15 protein-coding genes are annotated in these 20765 nt (G+C 67.8%); 5 read left to right on the top strand and 10 right to left on the bottom strand.

Annotated features, from left to right (window positions below; genetic code table 11):
- Positions 1–11: 11 nt before the first annotated feature.
- Complete coding sequence (locus ABD022_RS03415) at positions 12–1796, bottom strand: ribonucleoside triphosphate reductase (protein WP_343820053.1); 1785 nt, start codon at positions 1794–1796, stop codon at positions 12–14.
- Between the two features lie 285 nt (positions 1797–2081).
- Here ABD022_RS03415 and ABD022_RS03410 point away from each other — a divergent pair, with 285 nt between their 5' ends.
- Positions 2082–2768, top strand: a complete 687-nt coding sequence (locus tag ABD022_RS03410) for a hypothetical protein (RefSeq protein WP_343820052.1) — start codon at positions 2082–2084, stop codon at positions 2766–2768.
- A 147-nt stretch (positions 2769–2915) separates the two neighbouring features.
- Here the strand turns inward: ABD022_RS03410 and ABD022_RS03405 are convergent, their stop codons facing one another.
- The 4 genes from ABD022_RS03405 to ABD022_RS03390 all read right to left on the bottom strand — a co-directional run bounded on the left by ABD022_RS03405 (position 2916) and on the right by ABD022_RS03390 (position 5627).
- Entirely contained in the window at positions 2916–3155 is a 240-nt protein-coding gene (locus ABD022_RS03405; protein WP_043681763.1) for a DUF2249 domain-containing protein, read from the bottom strand.
- A 127-nt stretch (positions 3156–3282) separates the two neighbouring features.
- A complete protein-coding gene (locus ABD022_RS03400) occupies positions 3283–3480 on the bottom strand; it encodes an oxidoreductase-like domain-containing protein (RefSeq protein ID WP_343820050.1) in 198 nt (65 codons plus the stop codon).
- Positions 3481–3489: 9 nt separating this feature from the next.
- A complete protein-coding gene (locus ABD022_RS03395) occupies positions 3490–4320 on the bottom strand; it encodes a class II glutamine amidotransferase (protein WP_325127005.1) in 831 nt (276 codons plus the stop codon).
- A 152-nt stretch (positions 4321–4472) separates the two neighbouring features.
- Positions 4473–5627, bottom strand: a complete 1155-nt coding sequence (locus tag ABD022_RS03390; protein WP_325127007.1) for a cytochrome P450 — start codon at positions 5625–5627, stop codon at positions 4473–4475.
- 312 nt (positions 5628–5939) lie between these two features.
- Between ABD022_RS03390 and clpB the strand changes: the two genes are divergently transcribed.
- Entirely contained in the window at positions 5940–8531 is a 2592-nt protein-coding gene (gene clpB, locus ABD022_RS03385; protein WP_343820046.1) for an ATP-dependent chaperone ClpB, read from the top strand.
- Between the two features lie 18 nt (positions 8532–8549).
- On the opposite strand, the gene ABD022_RS03380 is transcribed toward clpB, so the two are convergent.
- The 3 genes from ABD022_RS03380 to ABD022_RS03370 all read right to left on the bottom strand — a co-directional run bounded on the left by ABD022_RS03380 (position 8550) and on the right by ABD022_RS03370 (position 10515).
- Positions 8550–9185 (bottom strand): LysE family translocator, encoded by a 636-nt coding sequence (locus ABD022_RS03380; protein ID WP_343820188.1) that lies wholly within the window; start codon positions 9183–9185, stop codon positions 8550–8552.
- Positions 9186–9265: 80 nt separating this feature from the next.
- Positions 9266–10120 (bottom strand): AraC family transcriptional regulator, encoded by an 855-nt coding sequence (locus tag ABD022_RS03375; protein WP_325126273.1) that lies wholly within the window; start codon positions 10118–10120, stop codon positions 9266–9268.
- Positions 10117–10515 (bottom strand): winged helix-turn-helix transcriptional regulator, encoded by a 399-nt coding sequence (locus tag ABD022_RS03370; protein ID WP_325126271.1) that lies wholly within the window; start codon positions 10513–10515, stop codon positions 10117–10119. The genes ABD022_RS03375 and ABD022_RS03370 overlap by 4 nt, the downstream gene beginning before the upstream one ends.
- Before the next feature lie 96 nt (positions 10516–10611).
- Between ABD022_RS03370 and ABD022_RS03365 the strand changes: the two genes are divergently transcribed.
- Positions 10612–11463, top strand: coding sequence for an SDR family oxidoreductase (locus ABD022_RS03365; protein ID WP_343820043.1), 852 nt, complete (start codon positions 10612–10614; stop codon positions 11461–11463).
- 53 nt (positions 11464–11516) lie between these two features.
- Here the strand turns inward: ABD022_RS03365 and ABD022_RS03360 are convergent, their stop codons facing one another.
- Positions 11517–12731 (bottom strand): MFS transporter, encoded by a 1215-nt coding sequence (locus ABD022_RS03360; protein ID WP_343820041.1) that lies wholly within the window; start codon positions 12729–12731, stop codon positions 11517–11519.
- A 126-nt stretch (positions 12732–12857) separates the two neighbouring features.
- Between ABD022_RS03360 and ABD022_RS03355 the strand changes: the two genes are divergently transcribed.
- The gene (locus ABD022_RS03355; protein ID WP_325126266.1) at positions 12858–14207 is read left to right on the top strand and encodes an aminotransferase-like domain-containing protein; all 1350 of its coding nucleotides are present in this window, start codon (positions 12858–12860) and stop codon (positions 14205–14207) included.
- Between the two features lie 31 nt (positions 14208–14238).
- Here ABD022_RS03355 and glnE read toward each other — a convergent pair whose 3' ends face one another.
- Entirely contained in the window at positions 14239–16995 is a 2757-nt protein-coding gene (gene glnE / locus ABD022_RS03350; protein ID WP_343820039.1) for a bifunctional [glutamate--ammonia ligase]-adenylyl-L-tyrosine phosphorylase/[glutamate--ammonia-ligase] adenylyltransferase, read from the bottom strand.
- 89 nt (positions 16996–17084) lie between these two features.
- Here glnE and ABD022_RS03345 point away from each other — a divergent pair, with 89 nt between their 5' ends.
- A complete protein-coding gene (locus ABD022_RS03345) occupies positions 17085–20729 on the top strand; it encodes a YhdP family protein (protein ID WP_343820037.1) in 3645 nt (1214 codons plus the stop codon).
- The last annotated feature ends 36 nt before the right edge of the window (positions 20730–20765 follow it).

The following is a 20765-nucleotide window of genomic DNA, read 5'->3' as shown; positions in this document are numbered from 1 at the left end:
GTGCGCCGCGATCAGGCTGCCGCTATGCGCGGGGTCTCGTCCGGCGAGGCTGCCGCCTGCCGCTTGCGGGCGATCAGTTCATCGTCGCAGTGCGGGCAGAAATCGTGGCGGCCCGGCAGGTAGCCGTGGCGGGGGCAGATGGAAAACGTCGGCGTGACCGTGATGTAGGGCAGCGAAAAGCGGCTCAGCGTGCGGCGCACCAGTTCGCGGCAGGCATCGGCCGACGACAGGGGTTCGGTCATGTACAGGTGCAGCACCGTGCCGCCGGTGTATTTGCGCTGCAGTTCGTCCTGGCGCTCCAGGGCCTCGAAGGGGTCGTCCGTGAAGCCGACCGGAAGCTGGGACGAGTTGGTGTAGTAGGGCATGTCGGGCGTGCCGGCCTGCAGGATGCCGGGCCAGCGGGCGCGGTCTTCCTTGGCGAAGCGGTAGGTCGTGCCTTCGGCGGGGGTGGCCTCCAGGTTGTACATGTGGCCGGTGGCTTCCTGGAATTCGATCATGCGGGCGCGCACGTGGTCCAGCAGGCGCACGGCGAAGGCGTGACCCCGGGGGCTCGTCAGGTCGTGCTCGTCCGCGGTGAAGTTGCGGATCATTTCATTGATGCCGTTGACCCCCAGCGTGGAGAAGTGATTGCGCAGGGTGCCCAGGTAGCGGCGCGTGTAGGGGAACAGGCCGTCGTCCATGTGCTGCTGGATGACGCGACGCTTGATTTCCAGGCTGTCGCGGCCCAGTTCGAGCAGTTCGTCGAGCCGCGCAAACAGCCCCGCCTCGTCACCCTGGTGCAGGTAGCCCAGGCGCGCGCAGTTGATGGTGACCACGCCCAGGGAACCCGTCTGCTCGGCCGAGCCGAACAGGCCGTTGCCGCGCTTGAGCAGTTCGCGCAGGTCCAGTTGCAGCCGGCAGCACATGGACCGGATCATGTTGGGCTTGAGTTCGGAGTTGATGAAGTTCTGGAAGTAGGGCAGGCCGTATTTCGCCGTCATCTCGAACAGCAGTTCCGAATTCGGGCTGTGCCAGTCGAAGTCGGGCGTGATGTTGTACGTGGGAATGGGGAAGGTGAATGCCCGCCCGCGCGCATCGCCGGCCATCATGACTTCGATGTAGGCGCGGTTGATCATGTCCATCTCGGCCTGCAGCTCGCCGTAGGTGAATGGCATTTCCTCGCCGCCGATCAGCGGCACCTGGGCGCGCAGGTCTTCCGGGCAGACCCAGTCGAAGGTCAGGTTGGTGAAGGGCGTCTGCGTGCCCCAGCGCGAGGGCACGTTCAGGTTGTAGATCAGTTCCTGGATGCATTGCCGCACTTCGGCGTAGGACATGGCGTCCTTGCGGATGAAGGGGGCCATGTAGGTGTCGAAGGAGCTGAAGGCCTGGGCGCCGGCCCATTCGTTCTGCAGCGTGCCCAGGAAGTTGACGATCTGGCCGACCGCACTGGACATGTGGCGCGGCGCGATGGCTTCGACCTTGCCGGGAACACCGTTGAGTCCCTCGTTGAGCAGCGTGCGCAGCGACCAGCCGGCGCAGTAGCCCGACAGCATGTCCAGGTCATGGATGTGCAGGTCGGCCTGGCGATGTGCCTGGCCGATGGCCTCGGGGTAGACGTGGCTGAGCCAGTAATTGGCGATCATCTTGCCCGACGTGTTCAGGATCAGGCCGCCCAGCGAATAGCCCTGGTTGGCGTTGGCGTTGACGCGCCAGTCCTGGCGGTGCAGGTATTCGTCGATGGAGCGGATCACGTCCACGTGCGGGACGGGGCGGCTGGCCGGTGTCCCGGCCGGGGCTTGATGCGTGGGGGGCGTCATCCTGTGTTCCTCTATATATTGTGTTCAAAATCAATATAGACACAATATATAGTGTTATTAGGATCCTTTCCCGATTTTTTCGGATAGCCTTGATGGGGGTCAAGAACAGGGATTCCGGAGCGCGCCATCGGCAGCCGGGCGGCTGCGGGTCTCCTGGTCCGGGCTGATTCTGTACGGCAGGCGGGGCAAGATCCTGACACACATGACCCGCCGCTGTGCCTGTTCCCCGGGCGGCAAACCCGCTATCGTGAAAGACCTGTGCGAATTCCATGGAGAGACGGAAACATGATGCGCTGGATCGGATGGCTGCTGGCGGCCGGGGGCTGGATTGCCCCGGCCGTTGTTCTGGCGGCGGGTGTGGCGACCGTGCAGGCGGGCGACCGGACACTGACGGTGTCCTTCGACGGGCCGGATGCGCGGGTCGATGTCGGCGGCATCGGCCAGGGCTACTTGCTGATGCGCGACGGCAAGCTGTATTCAGTCATGCGGGCCGCGGGCCGGCCCCTGGTCATGGATGGCGGTGCCATGGCGAGGCTGCTGGGTGGCGGGGCCTCGCAGCCGGCTCCCGACATGATCCGCTCGTTGACCAGCCTCCAGCCGACAGGTGCCCGCGAGACGGTGGCCGGCCGCGCGGGTGCCGTCTATACCGTGTCCTACCGGGACGAACAGGGGCGGGATCGCTCGGGGCGGGGCGTGCTGAGCAAGCAGCCCGAAGTCAGGGAACTGACGCGTGCCCTGGGACGGATGGCCGTCCTGCTGCAGGCTGCCGCCGGCCAGCCGGCGGATGGCGCGCGGCAGGTTCTGGATGCGCTGGAAGAAAAGGGCCTGGGCCTGCTCGCGTACGAACAGCAGTTCCGTGTGCAGCGGCTGGCAGCCACGCCGCCCGCGCCGGGAAGCCTGGACCTGCCGGTGCCGCCCACGCAGCTGCCGCCGGAACTGGGGCAGTTCCTGCAGGGATTGAGCCGGCAATGATCCGGCCTCTTGAAGGGCGAGAAGCCCGCCGGGTGAATCCGCCAATACAGCCACTACTGCAATCGCGGCCGGATCAGAGCCAAACTGAAAGGCCCGAGTCCGGTGCAATGCCGAACTCGGGCCTTGGCTGCCTGATCCCGGTGCGGCTCAGGGCACGATGTGGAAATCGATGACGATTTCACCGGGGTTGCGGGCCAGGTATTCGAACTGGATGTTTTCGCCGAAATGGTTCTTCAGCTGCTGCAGCAGCGGCAGGGGATCATGGTCGTTGCAGAAGCGCATGGTTTCACCGGGCTGCAGCGCCGACAGCGCGCCGAAGATGGCCGCGTGGCGGAAACGCTTGGCAATGCCGCGCGCGTCGAGGGGATAGGTGTTTTCTGCGAACATGGGGATAGCGTCGGAGGCCACGGTACGTCATTCCTGGAGAGGTGGGTCGAGCTTCCGATTATAGGAACGCCCCCTCGGAAAACCGGCGGGAACCCTATGCGCAGAAAGGTTGTCGAAGCAGGCGCGATCAGGTTCCCGGCGGCATGCCGGCGCGTGCCCGCTGGCGCTCTTCCCACGCCTTCACGGCCTGCTGCCAGGAGCGCCTTTCCTCGGCGTAGATGTCGAACACGCAAGGTTCACAGCCATTGCCGCAGCATTCGTTGAGATCCGGCTCGACGGGTTCTTCGGGGCGGGGGTCGTCGGCGGGGATGTTCGTCGTGTCCATATCGTGGCGTCAGACGCAGGCCATGTTGGCCTGGTTGCTGCGCCGGACGTCTTCGGGAATCTCGATGAGCCGGCCGCACTGAGGCCTGCCGTCGACGAACATCATCAGTTCGCCCTGCTGGAAGGCTGTCCAGGTTTCGTTGTCGGTGAGTGGCTTGGTCGTGATGACCGAGACGCAGTCGCCGCGCGCGTTGGTCTGCGAGAAATCCACCGACATGTCGGTATCGACCAGGTGGGCCACCTGGAACGGCCAGGCCCGTACGATGTAGTACAGGTTCGTGGAGCAGTGCGCCAGCAGGCAGCGGCCGTTGGACATCAGGAAATTGAAGACGCCGTGGCGTGTGAGATCGGCCGTCATGTCGGCGACGGCGGCGAACAGTTCGGTGTCTTCGGGCTCGCGGGTGCCGAAACGGCTGCGCAGACCTTCCATCATGGTGCAGAAGGCCCGTTCGCTGTCGGTCTGGCCGATCGGCATGTGGTCGCCGCGCAGGTCGGGGTTGAAGTCCTTCAGGTCGCCGTTATGGGCAAACAGCCAGTGGCGGCCCCAGAGTTCGCGCACGAAGGGATGGCAGTTCTCCAGCTCCAGTGAACCCTGGGTGGCCTTGCGGATGTGGGCGATGACGTTGCGGGATTTGATCGGATAGCGCTTGATCAGTTCCGCGACCGGCGACCGGCAGCAGGGGGCGTTGTCCAGGAAACAGCGCGAACCGCGGTTTTCGTAGAAGGCGATGCCGAAGCCGTCGGCGTGGTGATCGGTGTCGCCGCCGCGCGCGGCGAACCCGGTGAAGGAAAACGTGATGTCCGTGGGCGTAGCGCAATTCATGCCCAATAACTGACACATGGCTGGCGGGTCTCTTCGGCAGGACGGGGCGGCGCAGGCCCCGGATCGTTCATGCCTGAATTGTAGACCTGGCAGCGAGGGATTGGCGAACGAAGCCGCACACCGCGCGCACTCGCGCGGTGAAAATGCCACGTTTCGAAGCGATGGGCCGGTCAGCCGTGGCGCAGCTGCAGCATGACCTGGCGGTAGCCGCTGGCCGGGTAGATCGCCGGCATGGGCGGCTGGTCTTCGATGGGTTCCAGGGCGCGCGTGCCCGCGAGCAGCGCCTGGATCATGGCTTCGATCTCCAGGCGCGCCAGGGGAGCCCCCGGACAGGCGTGGATGCCTGCGCCATAGAGCAGGTTCAGGGACGGGTCGCGGTCCAGGCGGAATTCGTCCGGGTCGCCGAAGACGGCCTCGTCGCGGTTGGCCGAAGCCCAGATCAGCGTGACCCGTTCGCCCGCCGGAATCTGCGTCCCGCCCAGGCGCACCGGACAGGTGGTGGCGCGGCGGTTGGCGATCAGCGGCGCGTGGATCCGCAGGATCTCGTCATTGGCGGGCCGGACGAGTTCGGGATGGCGGCGCAGGCGGTTCTGCAGGTCGGGGTGGGTGGCCAGGTAGTGGGCGATGATGCCGACGCTGGACGCCATGGTCCCCAGTTCGCCGACAGTCCAGTTGCGCAGGATGCTGACGATCTCGTCTTCGGACAGGGGGTGGCCGTTCACGGTTTCGCGCATCAGGCGCGTGGTGGCGTCGTCGGGCGCCTGGTCACCGGCCTGGCGGCGCACCTTCAGCAGGGAACGGATGGTCTCGTCGAATTCGGTGGCCACGGCGGCGATGGCGTGGGTGTCGCCCGAAAGCGTGGCGACGTTCTTTTTGTGGATCCATTGCCGCAGGGGTTCGTGCAGGCTGTCGGGCCAGCCCAGGAAGGCGCATTGCATGCGCAGGGCGAAGGGATGCGCCAGGCCGAACATGATTTCGACCTGCTCGTTGCGGGGCAGGGCGGCGACCAGGTCTTCGCAGAGGCGGCGGCAGACCGGCTCGAAGGCCGCCATGCGGTCGGGGCCGAAATAAGGCTCGATCAGCCGCCGGTAGGCGGTGTGTTCGGGGGGGTCCATGCTGTTGGGCACGGATACGTGGCGCGAGGCCTGGCTGCTGAAGGTCTTGTGATCCAGCAGGATCCGCATGACGTCGGCGTGGCGGAAGACGGAATGATGCAGGTAATCGCTGTGGGCCACCGGGCAGCGGCGGCGCATGCTGTCATAGGCGGCGATCGGGTCGGCGAGAACTTCCGGGGCGCGAGGGTCCCAGTCCTGAGAGGCGGTCATGGCGGTTCTTTCGAGGGGCGGAAGGGCGGTTTTGTATCAGATTCTTCTGACTGTAGCACCGGGTAAACCCTGAATGGCGTCGTTCGTCCGCGAAACCGGGATTTATCTGTCACGGCTTTGACTTTTCTCAATCGACCGGGATTTTGTGTGGCGCATGGCCCAAAGCCTGCGCGCTACGCTGGCTGACGGCGGCGGATCACGTGGCAAGGAGCCTGTTGCCCGGCCTGGGCAGCATCTTGAAAATCCGTCTTCTGTCCGTATATATCGCGTATCGGGGCGCAATGCCCCCTCCCTATTCAAGGGGTTCCACCCATGCGATTCGACAAACTGACGACGAAGTTCCAGCAGGCGCTCGCCGACGCACAGAGCCTGGCGGTGCGTCATGACAATCCCTATATTGAAAATGCCCACCTGTTGTCGGCCCTGCTGGCCGATGCGGACAGCGGCGCCAGCAGCCTGCTGGCGCGCGCAGGCGTGGCGGTGCCGCGCCTGCAAGCCGAACTGGAACGCCAGATCAAGGCCCTGCCCGCAGTCCAGGGCGCCGAGGGCAATGTCCAGGTAGGCCGCGACCTGCAGGCCGCCCTGGCGCGCACCGACAAGGAAGCCGGACAGCGCGGAGACGCCTACATCGCCAGCGAACTCTACCTGCTGGCCCTGTCCGATGACAAGGGCGAGGTCGGCCGCGCCCTGCGCGAGGCGGGCCTGCAGCGCAAGGCGCTGGAAGCCGCCATCGATGCCGTGCGCGGCGGCGCCGCCGTCACGGGCGCGGAGGACGAAGACAACCGCCAGGCGCTCAAGAAATACACCCTGGACCTGACCGCCCGCGCGCGCGAAGGCAAGCTCGATCCGGTGATCGGGCGCGACGACGAAATCCGCCGCACCATCCAGATCCTGCAGCGGCGCACCAAGAACAACCCCGTGCTGATCGGCGAGCCCGGCGTGGGCAAGACGGCGATCGTCGAAGGCCTGGCGCAGCGCATCGTCAATGGCGAAGTGCCCGAAACCCTGAAGGGCAAGCGCATCCTGTCGCTGGACCTGGCCGGGCTGCTGGCCGGCGCCAAGTACCGCGGCGAATTCGAAGAACGCCTGAAGGCCGTGCTGAAGGAACTGTCCCAGGATTCCGGCCAGACCATCGTCTTCATCGACGAGCTGCACACCATGGTCGGCGCCGGCAAGGCCGAAGGCGCCATGGATGCCGGCAACATGCTCAAGCCCGCCCTGTCGCGCGGCGAGTTGCATTGCGTGGGCGCCACCACCCTGGACGAATACCGCCAGTACATCGAAAAGGATGCCGCCCTGGAGCGCCGCTTCCAGAAGGTGCTGGTGGACGAGCCCGACGTGGAATCCACCATCGCCATCCTGCGCGGCCTGCAGGAACGCTACGAACTGCACCATGGCGTGCAGATCACCGATCCGGCCATCGTGGCGGCGGCGGAATTGTCGCACCGCTATATCACCGACCGCTTCCTGCCCGACAAGGCCATCGACCTGATCGACGAGGCGGCGGCGCGCATCCGCATGGAAATCGATTCCAAGCCGGAAGTCATGGACCGGCTCGACCGGCGCATCATCCAGCTGAAGATCGAGCGCGAGGCCGTCAAGAAGGACAAGGACGAAGCCTCCGAACGCCGCCTGAAGGCGATCGAGGACGAGCTGGAATCGCTGCAGCGCGAATACAACGACTACGAGGAAATCTGGAAGGCCGAAAAGGCTGCCGTCCAGGGATCGCAGGCTGTGAAGGAAGAAATCGACCAGGTCCGCGCCGAAATGGCCGAATTGCAGCGCAAGGGCCAGTACGACAAGCTTGCCGAGCTGCAGTACGGCCGCCTGCCCGAACTCGAGGCGCGGCTCAAGGCGGCCGAGTCCGCGTCCAGGACGGAAGAGGCCGACAAGCCGCGCCTGCTGCGCACCCAGGTCGGCGCCGAGGAAATCGCCGAGGTCGTGTCGCGTGCCACCGGCATCCCCGTGTCGCGCATGATGCAGGGTGAACGCGCCAAGCTGCTGGGCATGGAGACCGTGCTGCATGAGCGCGTGGTGGGTCAGGATGAAGCCGTGCGCCTGGTGTCCGAGGCCATCCGCCGTTCGCGCGCCGGATTGTCCGACCCGAACCGTCCCTATGGTTCGTTCCTGTTCCTGGGGCCGACCGGCGTGGGCAAGACCGAACTGACCAAGGCGTTGGCCAGCTTCCTGTTCGATTCGGACCACCATCTGGTGCGCATCGACATGAGCGAGTTCATGGAGAAGCATTCCGTCGCCCGCCTGATCGGCGCGCCGCCGGGCTACGTGGGCTACGAGGAAGGCGGCTACCTGACGGAAGCCGTGCGCCGCAAGCCCTACAGCGTGATCCTGCTCGACGAGGTCGAAAAGGCGCATCCGGACGTGTTCAACGTACTGCTGCAGGTGCTCGACGATGGCCGCCTGACCGACGGCCAGGGCCGCACGGTGGACTTCCGCAATACGGTGGTCATCATGACCTCGAACATCGGTTCGCAGCACATCCAGAACCTGGCCGACCAGCCCTACGACGTGGTCAAGGAGGTCATCCGCGACGAACTGAAGACGGCGTTCCGGCCGGAATTTCTGAACCGGATCGACGAGATCGTGGTTTTCCACGGACTGGATGCCACGCACATCGAGCCGATCGCGCGCATCCAGCTCAAGCGCCTGGCCGAGCGCCTGGCTCAGCAGGAAATGCGCCTGGAAGTATCCGACGCGGCGGTCACCGAGCTTGCCCGCGCGGGCTACGATCCGGTGTTCGGCGCGCGGCCGCTCAAGCGCGCCATCCAGCAGCACGTCGAGAATCCGGTGGCGCGGCTGATCCTGGAAGGCAAGTTCGGGCCGCGCGACGTCGTGCCGGTGGACTGGGACGGCGAGAAGTTCGTGTTCGAGCGCACCTTGCAGTAAGCGTGCCTGCCCTGGCCTTCAGCGCAGCAGCAGGACCGCCATGACGCCCAGCGCAAGCAGGATGAGCATGGCGCCGGACATGCGTTCCAGCCAGGGCAGCAGCCGTGCGAAACGCCGCAGCACGGCCTGGTTGCCGATCATGACGGCAACCAGCACGTCCCACAGCAGCACCGCACTGAACATCCAGGCGCCGTACAGGGTTTTCCAGCCGGCGCTTGCATGCGGGCCGCTCAGCATCGCGGCCAGGCTGGCATAGAACAGCGCATTCTTCGGATTCAGGATGCCCGAAAGAAAACCCATGCCGGCGCAGCGCCGCCAGGCCCAGGGGGCGCGCGCCGGCAGGGGCGTCCGGGTTCGCGCGATGTCCAGCTGGCTGCGGCCCGCGTGGCGGATGAACATCTGGCCCAGGTAGAGCAGGTAGGCGCAGCCGGCCGCCTGCAGGGCGGTGAACAGGACGCCGTCCGGCCGCAGCGCGGCGGTGCCGGCGAATGCGGCGGCGATGAATACCCCGTTGGCCAGCGCGATGCCGGCGCAAGCGCCGCTGGCGACGCGCCAGCCCGAGGACAAGGACGTCCTGCCGATCAGGAAGAAGTCGGGGCCGGGGGACAGCAGCGCCAGGAAGTGCGCCGCGGCGATGATCAGGAATTGCTGCATTCTGGGCACGAGCGTGTTTTTCCGCAGTGTGCCGATGCGCACGCGCCCTGTATTGAAGAAAATTGCAGGCAGGCGCGGCGTCAGGCCCGGAAGCGGCCCGGCGTGACGCCCGTGTGGGCCTTGAACACCCGCTGGAAATGCGCCTGGTCGGCAAAGCCCAGCTGCAGGGCCACTTCCGCGATGGCGGCGCCTTTGCGGATCCGTTCGCGGGCCAGGTTCACGCGCTGGTTCAACTGCCAGGCATGCGGCGTCATGCCGGTGGCCGTGCGGAAGGTGCGGATCAGCTGGTAGCGGCTCATGCGCGCCAAAGCCGCCAGTTCGCTCAGGGAGGCATTGGTATCCGGCGCGTCGCGCAGGCGCTCCAGGACCGGACGGATGCGCTTGTGTGTGCCGGGCGGGACGGCCTGTGGTTCGATATGCACGCCGGAGCCGGTATCGATGTCGCCCATGAACTCGATCAGTGCGGCTTCCTTGTCGTGCGGTCCGGCCCCGGAGAACAGCAGCGCGTTGAGCTGGCTGAAGCGGCGGTAGAGCGCGCGGTCGGTCGAGATGCGGACCGGTTCGGCCGCGCGCGAACGGGCCGGGGCATGTTCTTCCCTGGCGTGCCGCAGCCATGCGGCGTCCAGGTGCAGCATCTGGTAGCTCCAGGCGGTATCGGGGACCGGATTGCAGGCATGCACCCGTTCGGCCGGCACGAACACCAGCGTGCCGGCGGTCAGCCCGATCGGGCCGCCGGGGGCGCCGGTGAACAGGCTGCGGCCCTCATCGACCGCGCCGATGGAAAAAGTGGGATGGCGATGCGGCACGTAGCAGGCGCGGCTGCGGCAGGCGCGGCGGCTTTCGATGAAGGGCAGAGACGGGTCGCGCCAGAATGCCGCGGGCGGTTCGCCGTCCGCGGCGGTGGGTGGGTGGATCCCGGCCTGCGGCCGGCTCATTGTGCCTCCGGACGAATGCGGGGCAGGTTCAGTTCGATCCAGTCGGCCAGGAGCCGCACTTTTTCGGCCGCTTCGCGGCCCAGCGGAGTCAGGCTGTATTCGACATGGGGCGGCACGACGTCCAGTGCGGTGCGCAGCACCAGGCCGTCGCCTTCGAGCCATTGCAGTGTCTGCGCCAGCATGCGTTCGCTGACACCACCGATGGCGCGCCGCAGTTCGCTGAAGCGGTGCGTGCGGCTTTCCAGGACGATCAGCACCAGCACGCCCCAGCGGCTGGTGACATGCTTGAGCACTTCCCGGGAAGGACAGTCTGCGGCCAATAGGTTGCCGTGCCGCAGGCGCTGCGACAGGGACGGGACGGCCGCCGGGGCGGCGGAGACGGAAGCAGTCTTCATGGCGTCATGTTAACACTAACATTTCTGTGTGTACTTACTGAAAGTTAGTTTATTCGGTAGAGTGTAGCCACCCTCAACTTACACGGATGCATCATCATGACTATCGCCATTACCGGAGCCACCGGGCAGCTCGGCCGCCTGGTCATCGAACGACTGAAGTCCCACGTCGATCCCGACAGCCTGCGGGCGTTGGCGCGCACTCCGTCCAGGGCGGCCGGCCTGGGCATCGATGTGCGCGAGGCCGACTACGACCGGCCGTCGACGCTGGAACCCGCGCTTGCGGGCGTGGACACCCTGCTGCTGATTTCTTCGAGCGAAGTCGGCCGCCGCCTTGCGCAGCATCGCCATGCGATCGATGCGGCGCGTGCAGCGGGCGTGCGGCGCATCGTCTATACCAGCCTGCTGCATGCCGATGCCTCGCCGCTCAGCCTGGCGGCCGAGCACCAGGGGACCGAACGGATGCTGAAGGATTCCGGGCTGGCCTGGACGATCCTGCGCAACGGCTGGTACACCGAGAACTACACGGGCGCCATCGCAGGAGCGCTGGCCGGCGGCGCACTGGTCGGCAGCGCGGGGCAGGGCCGCATTGCCTCGGCGGCGCGCGCCGACTATGCCGATGCGGCCGCCGTGGCCGTGTCGGAAGACGGCCACGAAGGGAAGACCCATGAGCTGGCGGGCGATGCGGCCTACACCCTGGATGAACTGGCTGCCGAGATCTCGCGCCAGACGGGCCGCACGATTCCCTACCGCAACCTGCCCCAGGAGGATTACGCCGCCATCCTGGTGAGCCATGGCTTGCCGTCCGAGCTGGCCCGCGCGATCGCCGGCTGGGATGTCGACGCGTCGCGGGGGGCGCTGTTCGACGATGGCTGCCAATTGTCGCGGCTGATCGGCCGGCCGACGACGCCGCTGCAGGCATCCGTGGCGGAGGCGCTGGCCAGGACCTAGCCCCGGGACGTCTGCCGCCCGGGTCGTTCCCCGGATCGATCCGGCAGCCGGGCTCAGGCGCGCGCGGCGGCGGGGTCCGCGTCCGCGGCCGGATGGTGCCTGAGGCAGCGGTGAACGTAGGCCAGCAGGGCCAGGCAGAGCCCGATGCACGCCAGGTTGGTGCCGGTCCACCCCAGGCCCTGCAGCAGCAGGGCGGGCAGGAAGGCGCCGGCGGTCGCCATCACGGAAAGCCCCAGGTCGTTCAGGCCCTGCACTTCGATCGCGTGGGGCTGGTCCCCCAGGATCCGGGCAAGCAGCGCGCTGCCGCCCACATAGGTGAAATTCCAGCCCAGACCCAGGACCACCAGGCTCGCGACCAGCATCACGTAGTCGCTTGACACGAGGTTCAGGATGCTGGCGGTGGCCAGCAGCGCGATGCCGCCGGATACGACGGTCCTGAGACCCAGGCGGCCGATGATCGACCCGGTGAAGAAGGACGGCGCGAACATCGCCACCACATGCCACTGGATGGCCGTGCCGACGGCCGAGAAGTGCATGTGCAGGCCGGCCATGTGCAGCGAGGCCTGGATCATCAGCAGGTTCATGATGCCGTAGCCCAGGGCGCCCACGGCGATGGCCGCCGCCAGCGCGGGGGTGCGCCGGACGATGCCCCAGGCTGCACCTGCATGCCCGCCCCGGACGGCCTGGGAACCGGTGCCGGGCGCTTCCCGCACCGCCAGGTGGACCAGGAAGGACAGCAGCGCCAGACCGGTGAAGGCGGCGTAGCAGAGGGCGAAGGGGGCATGGCCGGCGGCGTCCTTCAGGCTGTCCGCAAGCAGGGGGCCGGTCAGGGCGGCCAGGACGCCGCCCGCCACGACCAGCGAGATGGCGCGGGGCTTGAGCTGCGCGTCCAGGCCGTCCGTGGCCGCGAAGCGGTTGAAGTTGGCAAAGGCGATGTAGGTGCCCAGCAGCGCGTGCGATACGATCAGCAGCGCGAACGATTCCTGCTCCACGGCAAGGTAGCCCGCGACGCCGGCGAGCGCCAGGGGAATGGCCGCCAGCAGGAATGCCGGCTTGCGCCCGATACGGCTCATCAGCTGGGATGCGGGCACCGTCATCAGCATCACGAGCAGGAACTGGAAGCCGTACGGCACGGTCGACAGCCAGAGACTGGGCGTGAGCGAGGCCCCCACGATGGCCGCCATGGCCACCGACATGACGGCGGTGGTCAGGTTGATGGACTGCGCCAGGAAATACAGGTAGGTGGCAAAGGGCAGCTTCGAGGTCATCGGGTTTCGTCCGGTTGCGTGTCGTCTGGAGATATTGTGTCAGTTCAGACGCTGCGCCGACGGAAACACCGGCTGCTTTTCCCGTAAACTGTTTGAGCGTTTTTTCTAACAGTTGGGCGGGCTGCGATGGGCCTTTATGACGATATCCGCTCGGACTTGCTGGCGGGCCGGTGGGAATGGGGCCAGCGGCTGCCTTCCATCCGTGCGATGGCCGCGCAGCGGCGGGTGAGCCTGCATACGGTGGTCAGCACCTACGGCCGCCTGGTGGGCGATGGCCTGCTCGAAGCGCAGCAGGGCCGGGGCTATTTCGTGGCGGTGCAGGGGCCCCTGCACCGGTCGGCGGCCCCTGCGGAAGCGCCGGTCCTTCCGGGCGATCCCTTGTTCCGGCTGCTGCAGGCGCCGCCCGGCCGCCACGTCAAGCTGGGTTGCGGCTGGCTGCCGCCGTCCTGGCGCGATACCGATCTGCTGGCGCGTGCCATCCGCCGGACCGCCCGGCATGGCCAGAGCGGCCTGGTGGAATACGGCGACATCCAGGGATACGTGCCGCTGCGCAGGCTGCTGTCGGCGCATCTGCAGCAGACCATGCGGCTGGAGGCTCCGCCGGACCGGCTCATCACCACACTGGGCGCGACCCAGGCGCTGGACCTGGTGGCCCGGCAACTGCTCTCGCCCGGGGACCGGGTGCTGGTCGATGAGCCGTGCAACGGCAATCTGGTGCGGCTGATCAGGCTGTGCGGCGGCGAGCCGGTGGGCGTGCCCCGCCGGCAGGACGGCCCCGACCTCGAGTTCCTGGACGACATCCTGTCGCGGCATCGTGTCCGTGCCTTTTTCTGCAACAGCACCTTCCATAACCCCACGGGTGCGGGCCTGACGCCCAGGGCGGCCTTCGGGATGCTGAAGCGCGCCGAGGCGCACGATTTCCTGATCATCGAGGACGATGTGTACGGGGATTTCCATCCCGGGGGCCGCCAGACTTTCGCGGAACTGGACGGACTGGAGCGCGTCGTCTATGTCGGCAGCTTTTCCAAGTCGCTGTCGGCCTCGTTGCGGATCGGCTACCTGGCGTGCCCGAAGGATCTGGTGGAACCGCTCATCCGGCTCAAGTTGCTGACCAGTGTGGCGGTTCCCGGGTTCTGCGAGCGCTTCGTCCACACCATCCTGGCCGATGGCACCTACCTGCGCCACGCGCGCGCCATCCAGCGGCGGCTCGCCACACAGCAGCAACTGACGCAGAAGGCGTTGCGCAACCTGGGCTGGCGGTTCGAGGTTGCGCCCGCCGGAGGCATGTTCCTGTGGGCGGGGCATCCGGACCTGCCGGATCTGTCCGGTTTCATCGCGGGCCTGGAGGAAAAGGGCATTCTGCTGCTGCCGGGAGAGGCCTTTGCCGTGACGGCCGACTATCGCGCCATGACCCGCATCAACGCCGCCCATTTCTCGCCCACGCTGGCCGGAGCGTTCCGGGTGGGGGAGGCCTGATCCGGCCGACCCCGCAGCCTGCGCCGCCGCTTCAGCCCTTGTTTTCCAGCACGTGCGCCCACAGCTGGCGCACCGCTTCGCGCTCGCGTGCGAATTCCGCCGGCGGCACTCGCGCCTTGTCGGCGCCCTGCAGGCGCAGCGTGTGCTGGCGCCGGCGGAAGACGCGGTAGGCATCCGCCGTCTCGGCCGCCAGCGTGCCGGGGATCAGGCCGGCGCGCGCCGCCAGGCCCAGCAGGGCGATGTTGCCCAGGTTGCCCAGCAGTTCTGGGTGGGTGCGGGACTGGCTCAGCACGAGGAACTGGGTGATGAACTCGATGTCCACCATGCCGCCCCGGTCGTGCTTCAGGTCGAAATCCCCGCTGCGGTTGGGGTGGCCCTGGGAAATCTTGTCCCGCATGACGAGTACTTCGCGGCGCAACGCTTCGGGGTCGCGCGGCAGCAGCAGGATGCGCCGGCGGATGTCCTCGAAGCGGGCGCCGATGGCGGCATCGCCCGCCACGAAACGCGCCCGGGTCAGGGCCTGGTGTTCCCAGGGCCAGGCCTGTTCCAGCTGATAGTGCTCGAAGGCGTCGATGGGCAGGGCCAGCAGCCCGGCGTCGCCGTCCGGGCGCAGTCTCAGGTCGATTTCGTACAGGCGGCCCGACGAGGTCAGGGTGGACAGCCAGGACGCCACGCGGCGGCCCAGCTTGACGTAGCGCTCGGCAGCTTCCTGGTCCGGGTCGTCGTACAGGAAAACCAGGTCCAGATCCGATGCGTAGCCGATTTCTTTGCCGCCCAGCTTGCCGTAGGCGATGATGGCGAAGCGCGGCTTGCCGGGGTTGGCGCGGCGTTCGCGCGGCAGCACCTGGGGCCAGGCACGGCGGATGGCTTCGGCCAGCATCAGGTCGGCCAGGGCCGACAGGTGATCGGCCAGCCCCTCGACGCTGATGACATTTTCCAGGTCCTGGGCCAGGAGCTGGAATGTGACCTGGTGCTGGACGTCGCGCATCAGGTTCATCTGCTGCTCCACGTCGGGCTGGCCGTCGGGCAGCACACAGGCGTCCAGGTCGTTGCGCAATTGTTCGGCCAGAGCCGGGAAGTCGGGCGCCTGCATCAGGCTGCGCCATTCGATCAGGCTGTCGAGCAGCAGCGGATAGCGGGTCAGGTATTCCGAGGCCCAGGGGCTGGCCTGCACGATGCGCGCCACTCGGGCCAGGGTTTCGGGGTATTCGGCAAGCAGCGCCAGATAGGCGCTGCGCTGGGCGATGTGCTCGACCAGGTTCAGCAGACGCTGCAGAACGACGGGCGGGTCGTCGGTGCGTGCCGCCGCCTGTGTCAGCCCCGGCAGCAGGGCATGCAGGCGCTGCAGGCTGGCGCGCGGCAGGCTGCGGATCCGATGGCTGTCGAGCAGGGCGTCGATGCGCGCCTGCATGGCTTCGGCCAGGGCGTCGGGCAGCTGCGGTGCGGCCGTTTCCGGCTGCGCAGTTTCGGGTTCCGGCGCATCGCCGCCCATGCCGGCGATGCGGAAGGCGTCGCGGAAGCACTGCGAGACGCAGGCGCGGTGCCGGTCCAGTTCGGCCAGGAAGCCGGCCGTGTCCGCATGGCCCATGGCCTGGGCCAGCGCGGCCATGCCTTCGGCCGTGCGCGGCAGCAGGTGGGTCTGCTCGTCTTCGCGGTACTGCAGCATGTGCTCGACCCGTCGCAGATGGACATAGGCGGCCTCCAGACCGGCGGCCTGGTCCTCGTCCAGGATGCCGGCGCGGCGCTGCTTGTGCAGGGCCGCCAGCAGATTGCGCTGCTGCAGGGAAGGCTGGCGCCCGCCCCGGATCAGCTGGTTGAGCTGGACGACGAACTCGATCTCGCGGATGCCGCCTTCGCCCAGCTTGATGTTGTGGCGCGTGTCCAGGCCCTTGCGGGCATGGGCGCGGCGCTGCCAGTCCATGCGGATGCGTTCCCGCAGCCCGCGCAGGGCCGCGAGCGCGTCGAAATCGAAGTACTTGCGGTACACGAAGGGGCACCGCAGGGATTCGACATCGCGCGCCTGGGCGGCGAAGGCCGACTCGTCGAAGAGCTGGCAGGGGATCAGCCGGGCCTTGAGCCAGGCGTAGCGTTCCCATTCCCGGCCCTGGACCACCAGGTAGTTCTCCAGTGCCTCCAGGCTCCAGGCGAGCGGCCCGCTGTCGCCGTCGGGGCGCAGTCGCAGGTCGGTGCGAAAGACGATGCCGTCGGCATCGGGCTCGGACAGGATCGGCATCATCAGCCGGCAGACCTTGCCGTAGAACTCGTGGTGGCTGATGCGGCGCCGGCCGTCGGTCTCGCCTTCCGCATCGTAGAGCATGATCAGGTCGATGTCCGATGAGACGTTCAATTCCTTGCCGCCCAGCTTGCCCATGCCCAGGATCAGCATGTCCTGGGGCTGGCCTGTGCCGGGGTGGCGGGGGACGCCGTGCGTCTCCATCAGCGTATGCATGGCGCAGGCGTAGGCCTCGCCCACGGCCAGGTCCGCCAGGTGCGACATGGCGGCCACGATTTCGTGCAGGGGCGCCAGCCCGGCGATGTCGCGCACCGTCAGCGTGGCGAAGACCCGCGCGCGCAGCCGCCGCAGGGCGCGCCTCAGGTCGGCCTGGGGAACCGGGCGGGCCGTGTCGGGGCCGAGCAGTTCCGCGTACCAGTCGGCCAGGGTCTTGCGGGTGACGGGCTGGCCCGCGTCGGCCGCCAGACGGGATTCTTCGCCCGGATGCGCCGTCAGGTAGCGCCGCAAGGCGCCGGACCATTGGAGGGCGGGCTTGAATATAATGGTCTCGGACATGGGGACTGCCTGCGGTGGGCGGGACCTGCCGTGCGCGGCGCGGGTTCCGGGGGTTTCCAAAGGGTTCCTAACATACTGCAAAAGGTGGCATGCGCCAATTCATTTCACGCCATGGCTCCACCTGGGGCCGCCGGCTGCTCGCGGTTGCCGTCGGTCTGTACTTCTGCATCGGCATCGCACTGCTCGTCTTGCGGTATGTCGTGCTGCCGCAGATCGATGCCTGGCGCCCCCGCATCGATGCACGCCTGTCCCAGGCACTGGGCGTCCAGGTCGCGCTGGGCCCCATCCAGGTCCGCTGGCACGGCTGGAATCCCGAATTCGACGTGCAGGGCACGCGCCTGCAGGCCGCCGACGGCCAGGGACACCTGATCATTCCCGAGACGCGCGCGCGGCTGGACTGGCGCGCCATGCTGCCGGGGCACCAGGGCCTGCTGGACCTGCGGGTCCGGGGCATGGACCTGACGCTGGATCGTCTGCCGGACGGCCGGCTGGGCCTGCTGGGACAGACCCTGAACCTGGAAGGCGCGCACGACACCACGGATGCGCCTGCCTTGCGATGGTTGCTGGCTCAGCCCCGGATCGCGTTCCACGATGCCACCCTGCGCTGGGTGGATCAGGTGCGCGCCGCGCCCGAACTGCGTCTGGAAGGCGTGGATGCGGTCCTGGAGCGCGAGGGCGGAGCGCTCGGCATATCGCTCAGCGCGCGGGTGCCCGACGCGGCCGGCGCACGGCTCGAACTGCGCGCCAGGCTGGCGGATCCCGATAGTCTGGCGCAAGGCCGCCTGCCAGCCGACTGGCAGGCCTGGCTGAAGGCCGGGCCGATCCGCTCGCGTGCCTGGCGCGCCTGGGCGGACGTGCCCGAGGCCTTGCTGCGGGGGGGCATGCAGGCGCAGGCCTGGGTCCAGACCCGGGGCGGCCGGCCCCGCCTGACTTTGCTGCTGGGATCGGAAGCCGTCCGCTGGGAAGGGGATTCCGGACTGTCCCTGGATATGCCCCGGGCCGGGATCTGGGCCTCTGGCGCACTGGATCAGTGGCTGGCCCTGGGGCAGGGCCGGCCGATGCCCGACGGTCTGGATTTCCAGGTGCGCGCCCAGGGTGCGCGGGGAAACGTGCCCGCCGTATTTGGCCAGCCGCTGTCCCTGGGTTTCCTGGAAGTCCGCGGCCAGCTGCGGCAGGCGGAATCCTGGAGCCTGGCGCTGGACGAACTGCATTGGCGGAATCCGGACATCGATCTGCGCGGCGCGGGAACCTGGCAGTCCGGTGGGGCGGCCGGCAAGGCCGATTTCCAGGGCACGATTGCCCGCGCCAGCCTGAATGCGATCCACCGCTACCTGCCGCTCGAGGTCAACCCGGACGCCAGGGACTGGCTGGCGGGCGGCCTGCATGCCGGCGAGGTCGTGGATGCGCGCTGGCGCCTGCAGGGCGATCTGGCGGAATTCCCGTTCGGCGCGCAGCCGCAGGCGGGGGATTTCCGCGTCCAGGGCGGGTTTCGCGAGGCGCGCATCGAGTTCGTGCCCGGCGCGCCGCCGGAAGATGTCTGGCCCATGCTGGAGGACGTCACGGGCACGGCCGACCTGCACCGTACCGATTTGCGGCTGACGGCCTCCATGGCGCGGATGCGCCCTGCGGCCGGCCAGGAAATCTCCCTGTCGGGGCTGACCGCCCGGATTCCGGACCTCGAGCATGATTCCACCCTGCATGTGTCCGGACTGACGGCCGCGCCCGGCGAGGCCTACATGGCGCTGATCCGGCATTCTCCGCTGGCCGCGCTGCTGGATGGCGTATTCGACGAGGCCAGTGCCGGCGGCGACTGGCAGGTGCCGCTGTCCCTGACCATTCCCCTGCTGCACGGCGAGGACACCCAGGTCCAGGGGCGCGTGGACCTGCATCAGGGCAGCCTGCAGTTCCTGCCGCACGCGCCGGCCTTCCAGGCCATCGATGGGCAACTGCATTTCAGCGAGCAGGGCGTTCGCATCGCCCGGCCTCTGTCCGCCCGGCTGCTCGGGGGCGATGTGCGGATCGGAGGCAGCCTGGGCGGGCCGCACGCCACCGGCCTGGATTTCCAGGGCCGGATCGGCGCCCGGGCGCTGGCGGATTACGTTGGCGTGCCGGGCATGCAGCGAATCATGGGCACTCTGGACTACCGGGCTTCGCTGCACAGGCAGGGGCGGGACACGGTCTTCACCCTGGATTCGGATACCCGGGGCCTGACGCTGGACTTTCCCGCGCCGCTGGCCAAGCCGGCCGAGCAGCCCCGGTCCCTGCACGTGCAGTGGTCGGATGCCGATCCGAAGTCGGATCGCCTGGAGGCGCAGTACGGCGACGCGCTGCGGCTGGCCCTGCGGCATGAGCGCAAGGTCCGGCGGGGGCCCTATTTCCAGGGTGCTGCCGTCGGGGCGGGGCGCGCCATCGATGCCGCCGCGGACGGGCTGAAGATCGAGGTTGCCTACCCGCTGTTCGACCTGGACTTGTGGAACCGCATCGTGGACGAGTTTTCCATCCCCCGTCGCGGCGCGGGCGCCCAGCGGTCCGGCACGCGGCCCCTGTGGCCCGACCTGAGCCTGCTCAGCGTCCAGGCCGACCAGATGCGGATCCTGAGTACGCGCCTGGACCAGGCCGTGCTGCGGGTGTCGCGCTCTCCCGAGGATCAGTGGTCGATGAACCTGCGCTCCGAGCAGACCAGCGGCACGCTCAAATGGCAGGAACGCGACGGCCGGGTGCTGGGCCGCATGTCGGCCCGCTTTGCGCGGTTGAGCCTGGGAGACGATCCCCACGACGCCCGGTCCCTGCTGCCCGAGGCCGAGCCCGATGACGAGGCCTCGTTCGACGACGACCTGGAAATTCCGGGCATCGTGCTGCAGGCGGACGAACTGCGGCTGTACGGTCATTCGATGGGTGCCTTGTCCCTGGAAGGCGTGCGCGACGGGACCCGCCATGTCTGGCAACTGGACAATCTGCGGTTGGGCGACGATAACGCCCGCCTGCGCGGGTCGGGCACCTGGCGCCTGCGCGGGCCTGATCGCGGGCTGGACCTGAATGCCTCGGTGCAGGCTGGAAACCTGGGGGCCTGGATGGATCGGGCCGGCTGGAAGAACGTGATGTCCGGCGGCGAAGGCACGCTCAAGGGGCGGTTTCAGTGGCGCAATCTGCCCTGGACGCGCGAGAAGGCGGATCTGAGCGGCACACTGGCAATCGAACTGGACAAGGGCCGGTTCCAGAAGCTGGGCTCGCATACCGCCAAGCTGCTGGAATTTCTGTCCCTGCAATCCATTTCACGGCTGACGAAGCTGGACAGCGGCCTGGCCGGCCTGCCCAAGGATGGCTTTCCCTTCGATCAGCTGCGCGGCACGCTGGACATGGATCGAGGCAAGGTGAAGGTCCGCGATTACAAGGTCATCGGCCCGGTGGGCACCATCCTGCTCGAAGGCAGCACCAGCATCGTGGACGAGATTCTGGACATGCAGGCCGTCATCGTGCCGAACCTGGACGCCAGCGGCGCAGCGATCGCGGCGGGCATCGCCGTCAACCCCCTGATCGGCCTGGGCGCCTTCGTCACGCAGTGGCTGCTGAAGGCGCCGCTGGCCAGGAGCATGGCGGTGCGTTACCGCGTGACCGGAACCTGGGACGATCCGGTCGTCCGGGAAATGCCCGGCCCGGCTGGGGCGCCCGGCGGCCCGGCTCCGGGCAACCAGGATCCGGCGTCGACGGGCGCGGCCGTGGGCGAGAACCGCTGACTGCAGGCCGAAAAAAAGCTCCCGAAGGAGCTTTTT

It is taken from the genome of Castellaniella daejeonensis (assembly GCF_039523555.1).
Lineage (GTDB): Bacteria > Pseudomonadota > Gammaproteobacteria > Burkholderiales > Burkholderiaceae_B > Castellaniella > Castellaniella daejeonensis.
This window is presented reverse-complemented; position numbering and strand designations above follow the sequence as displayed.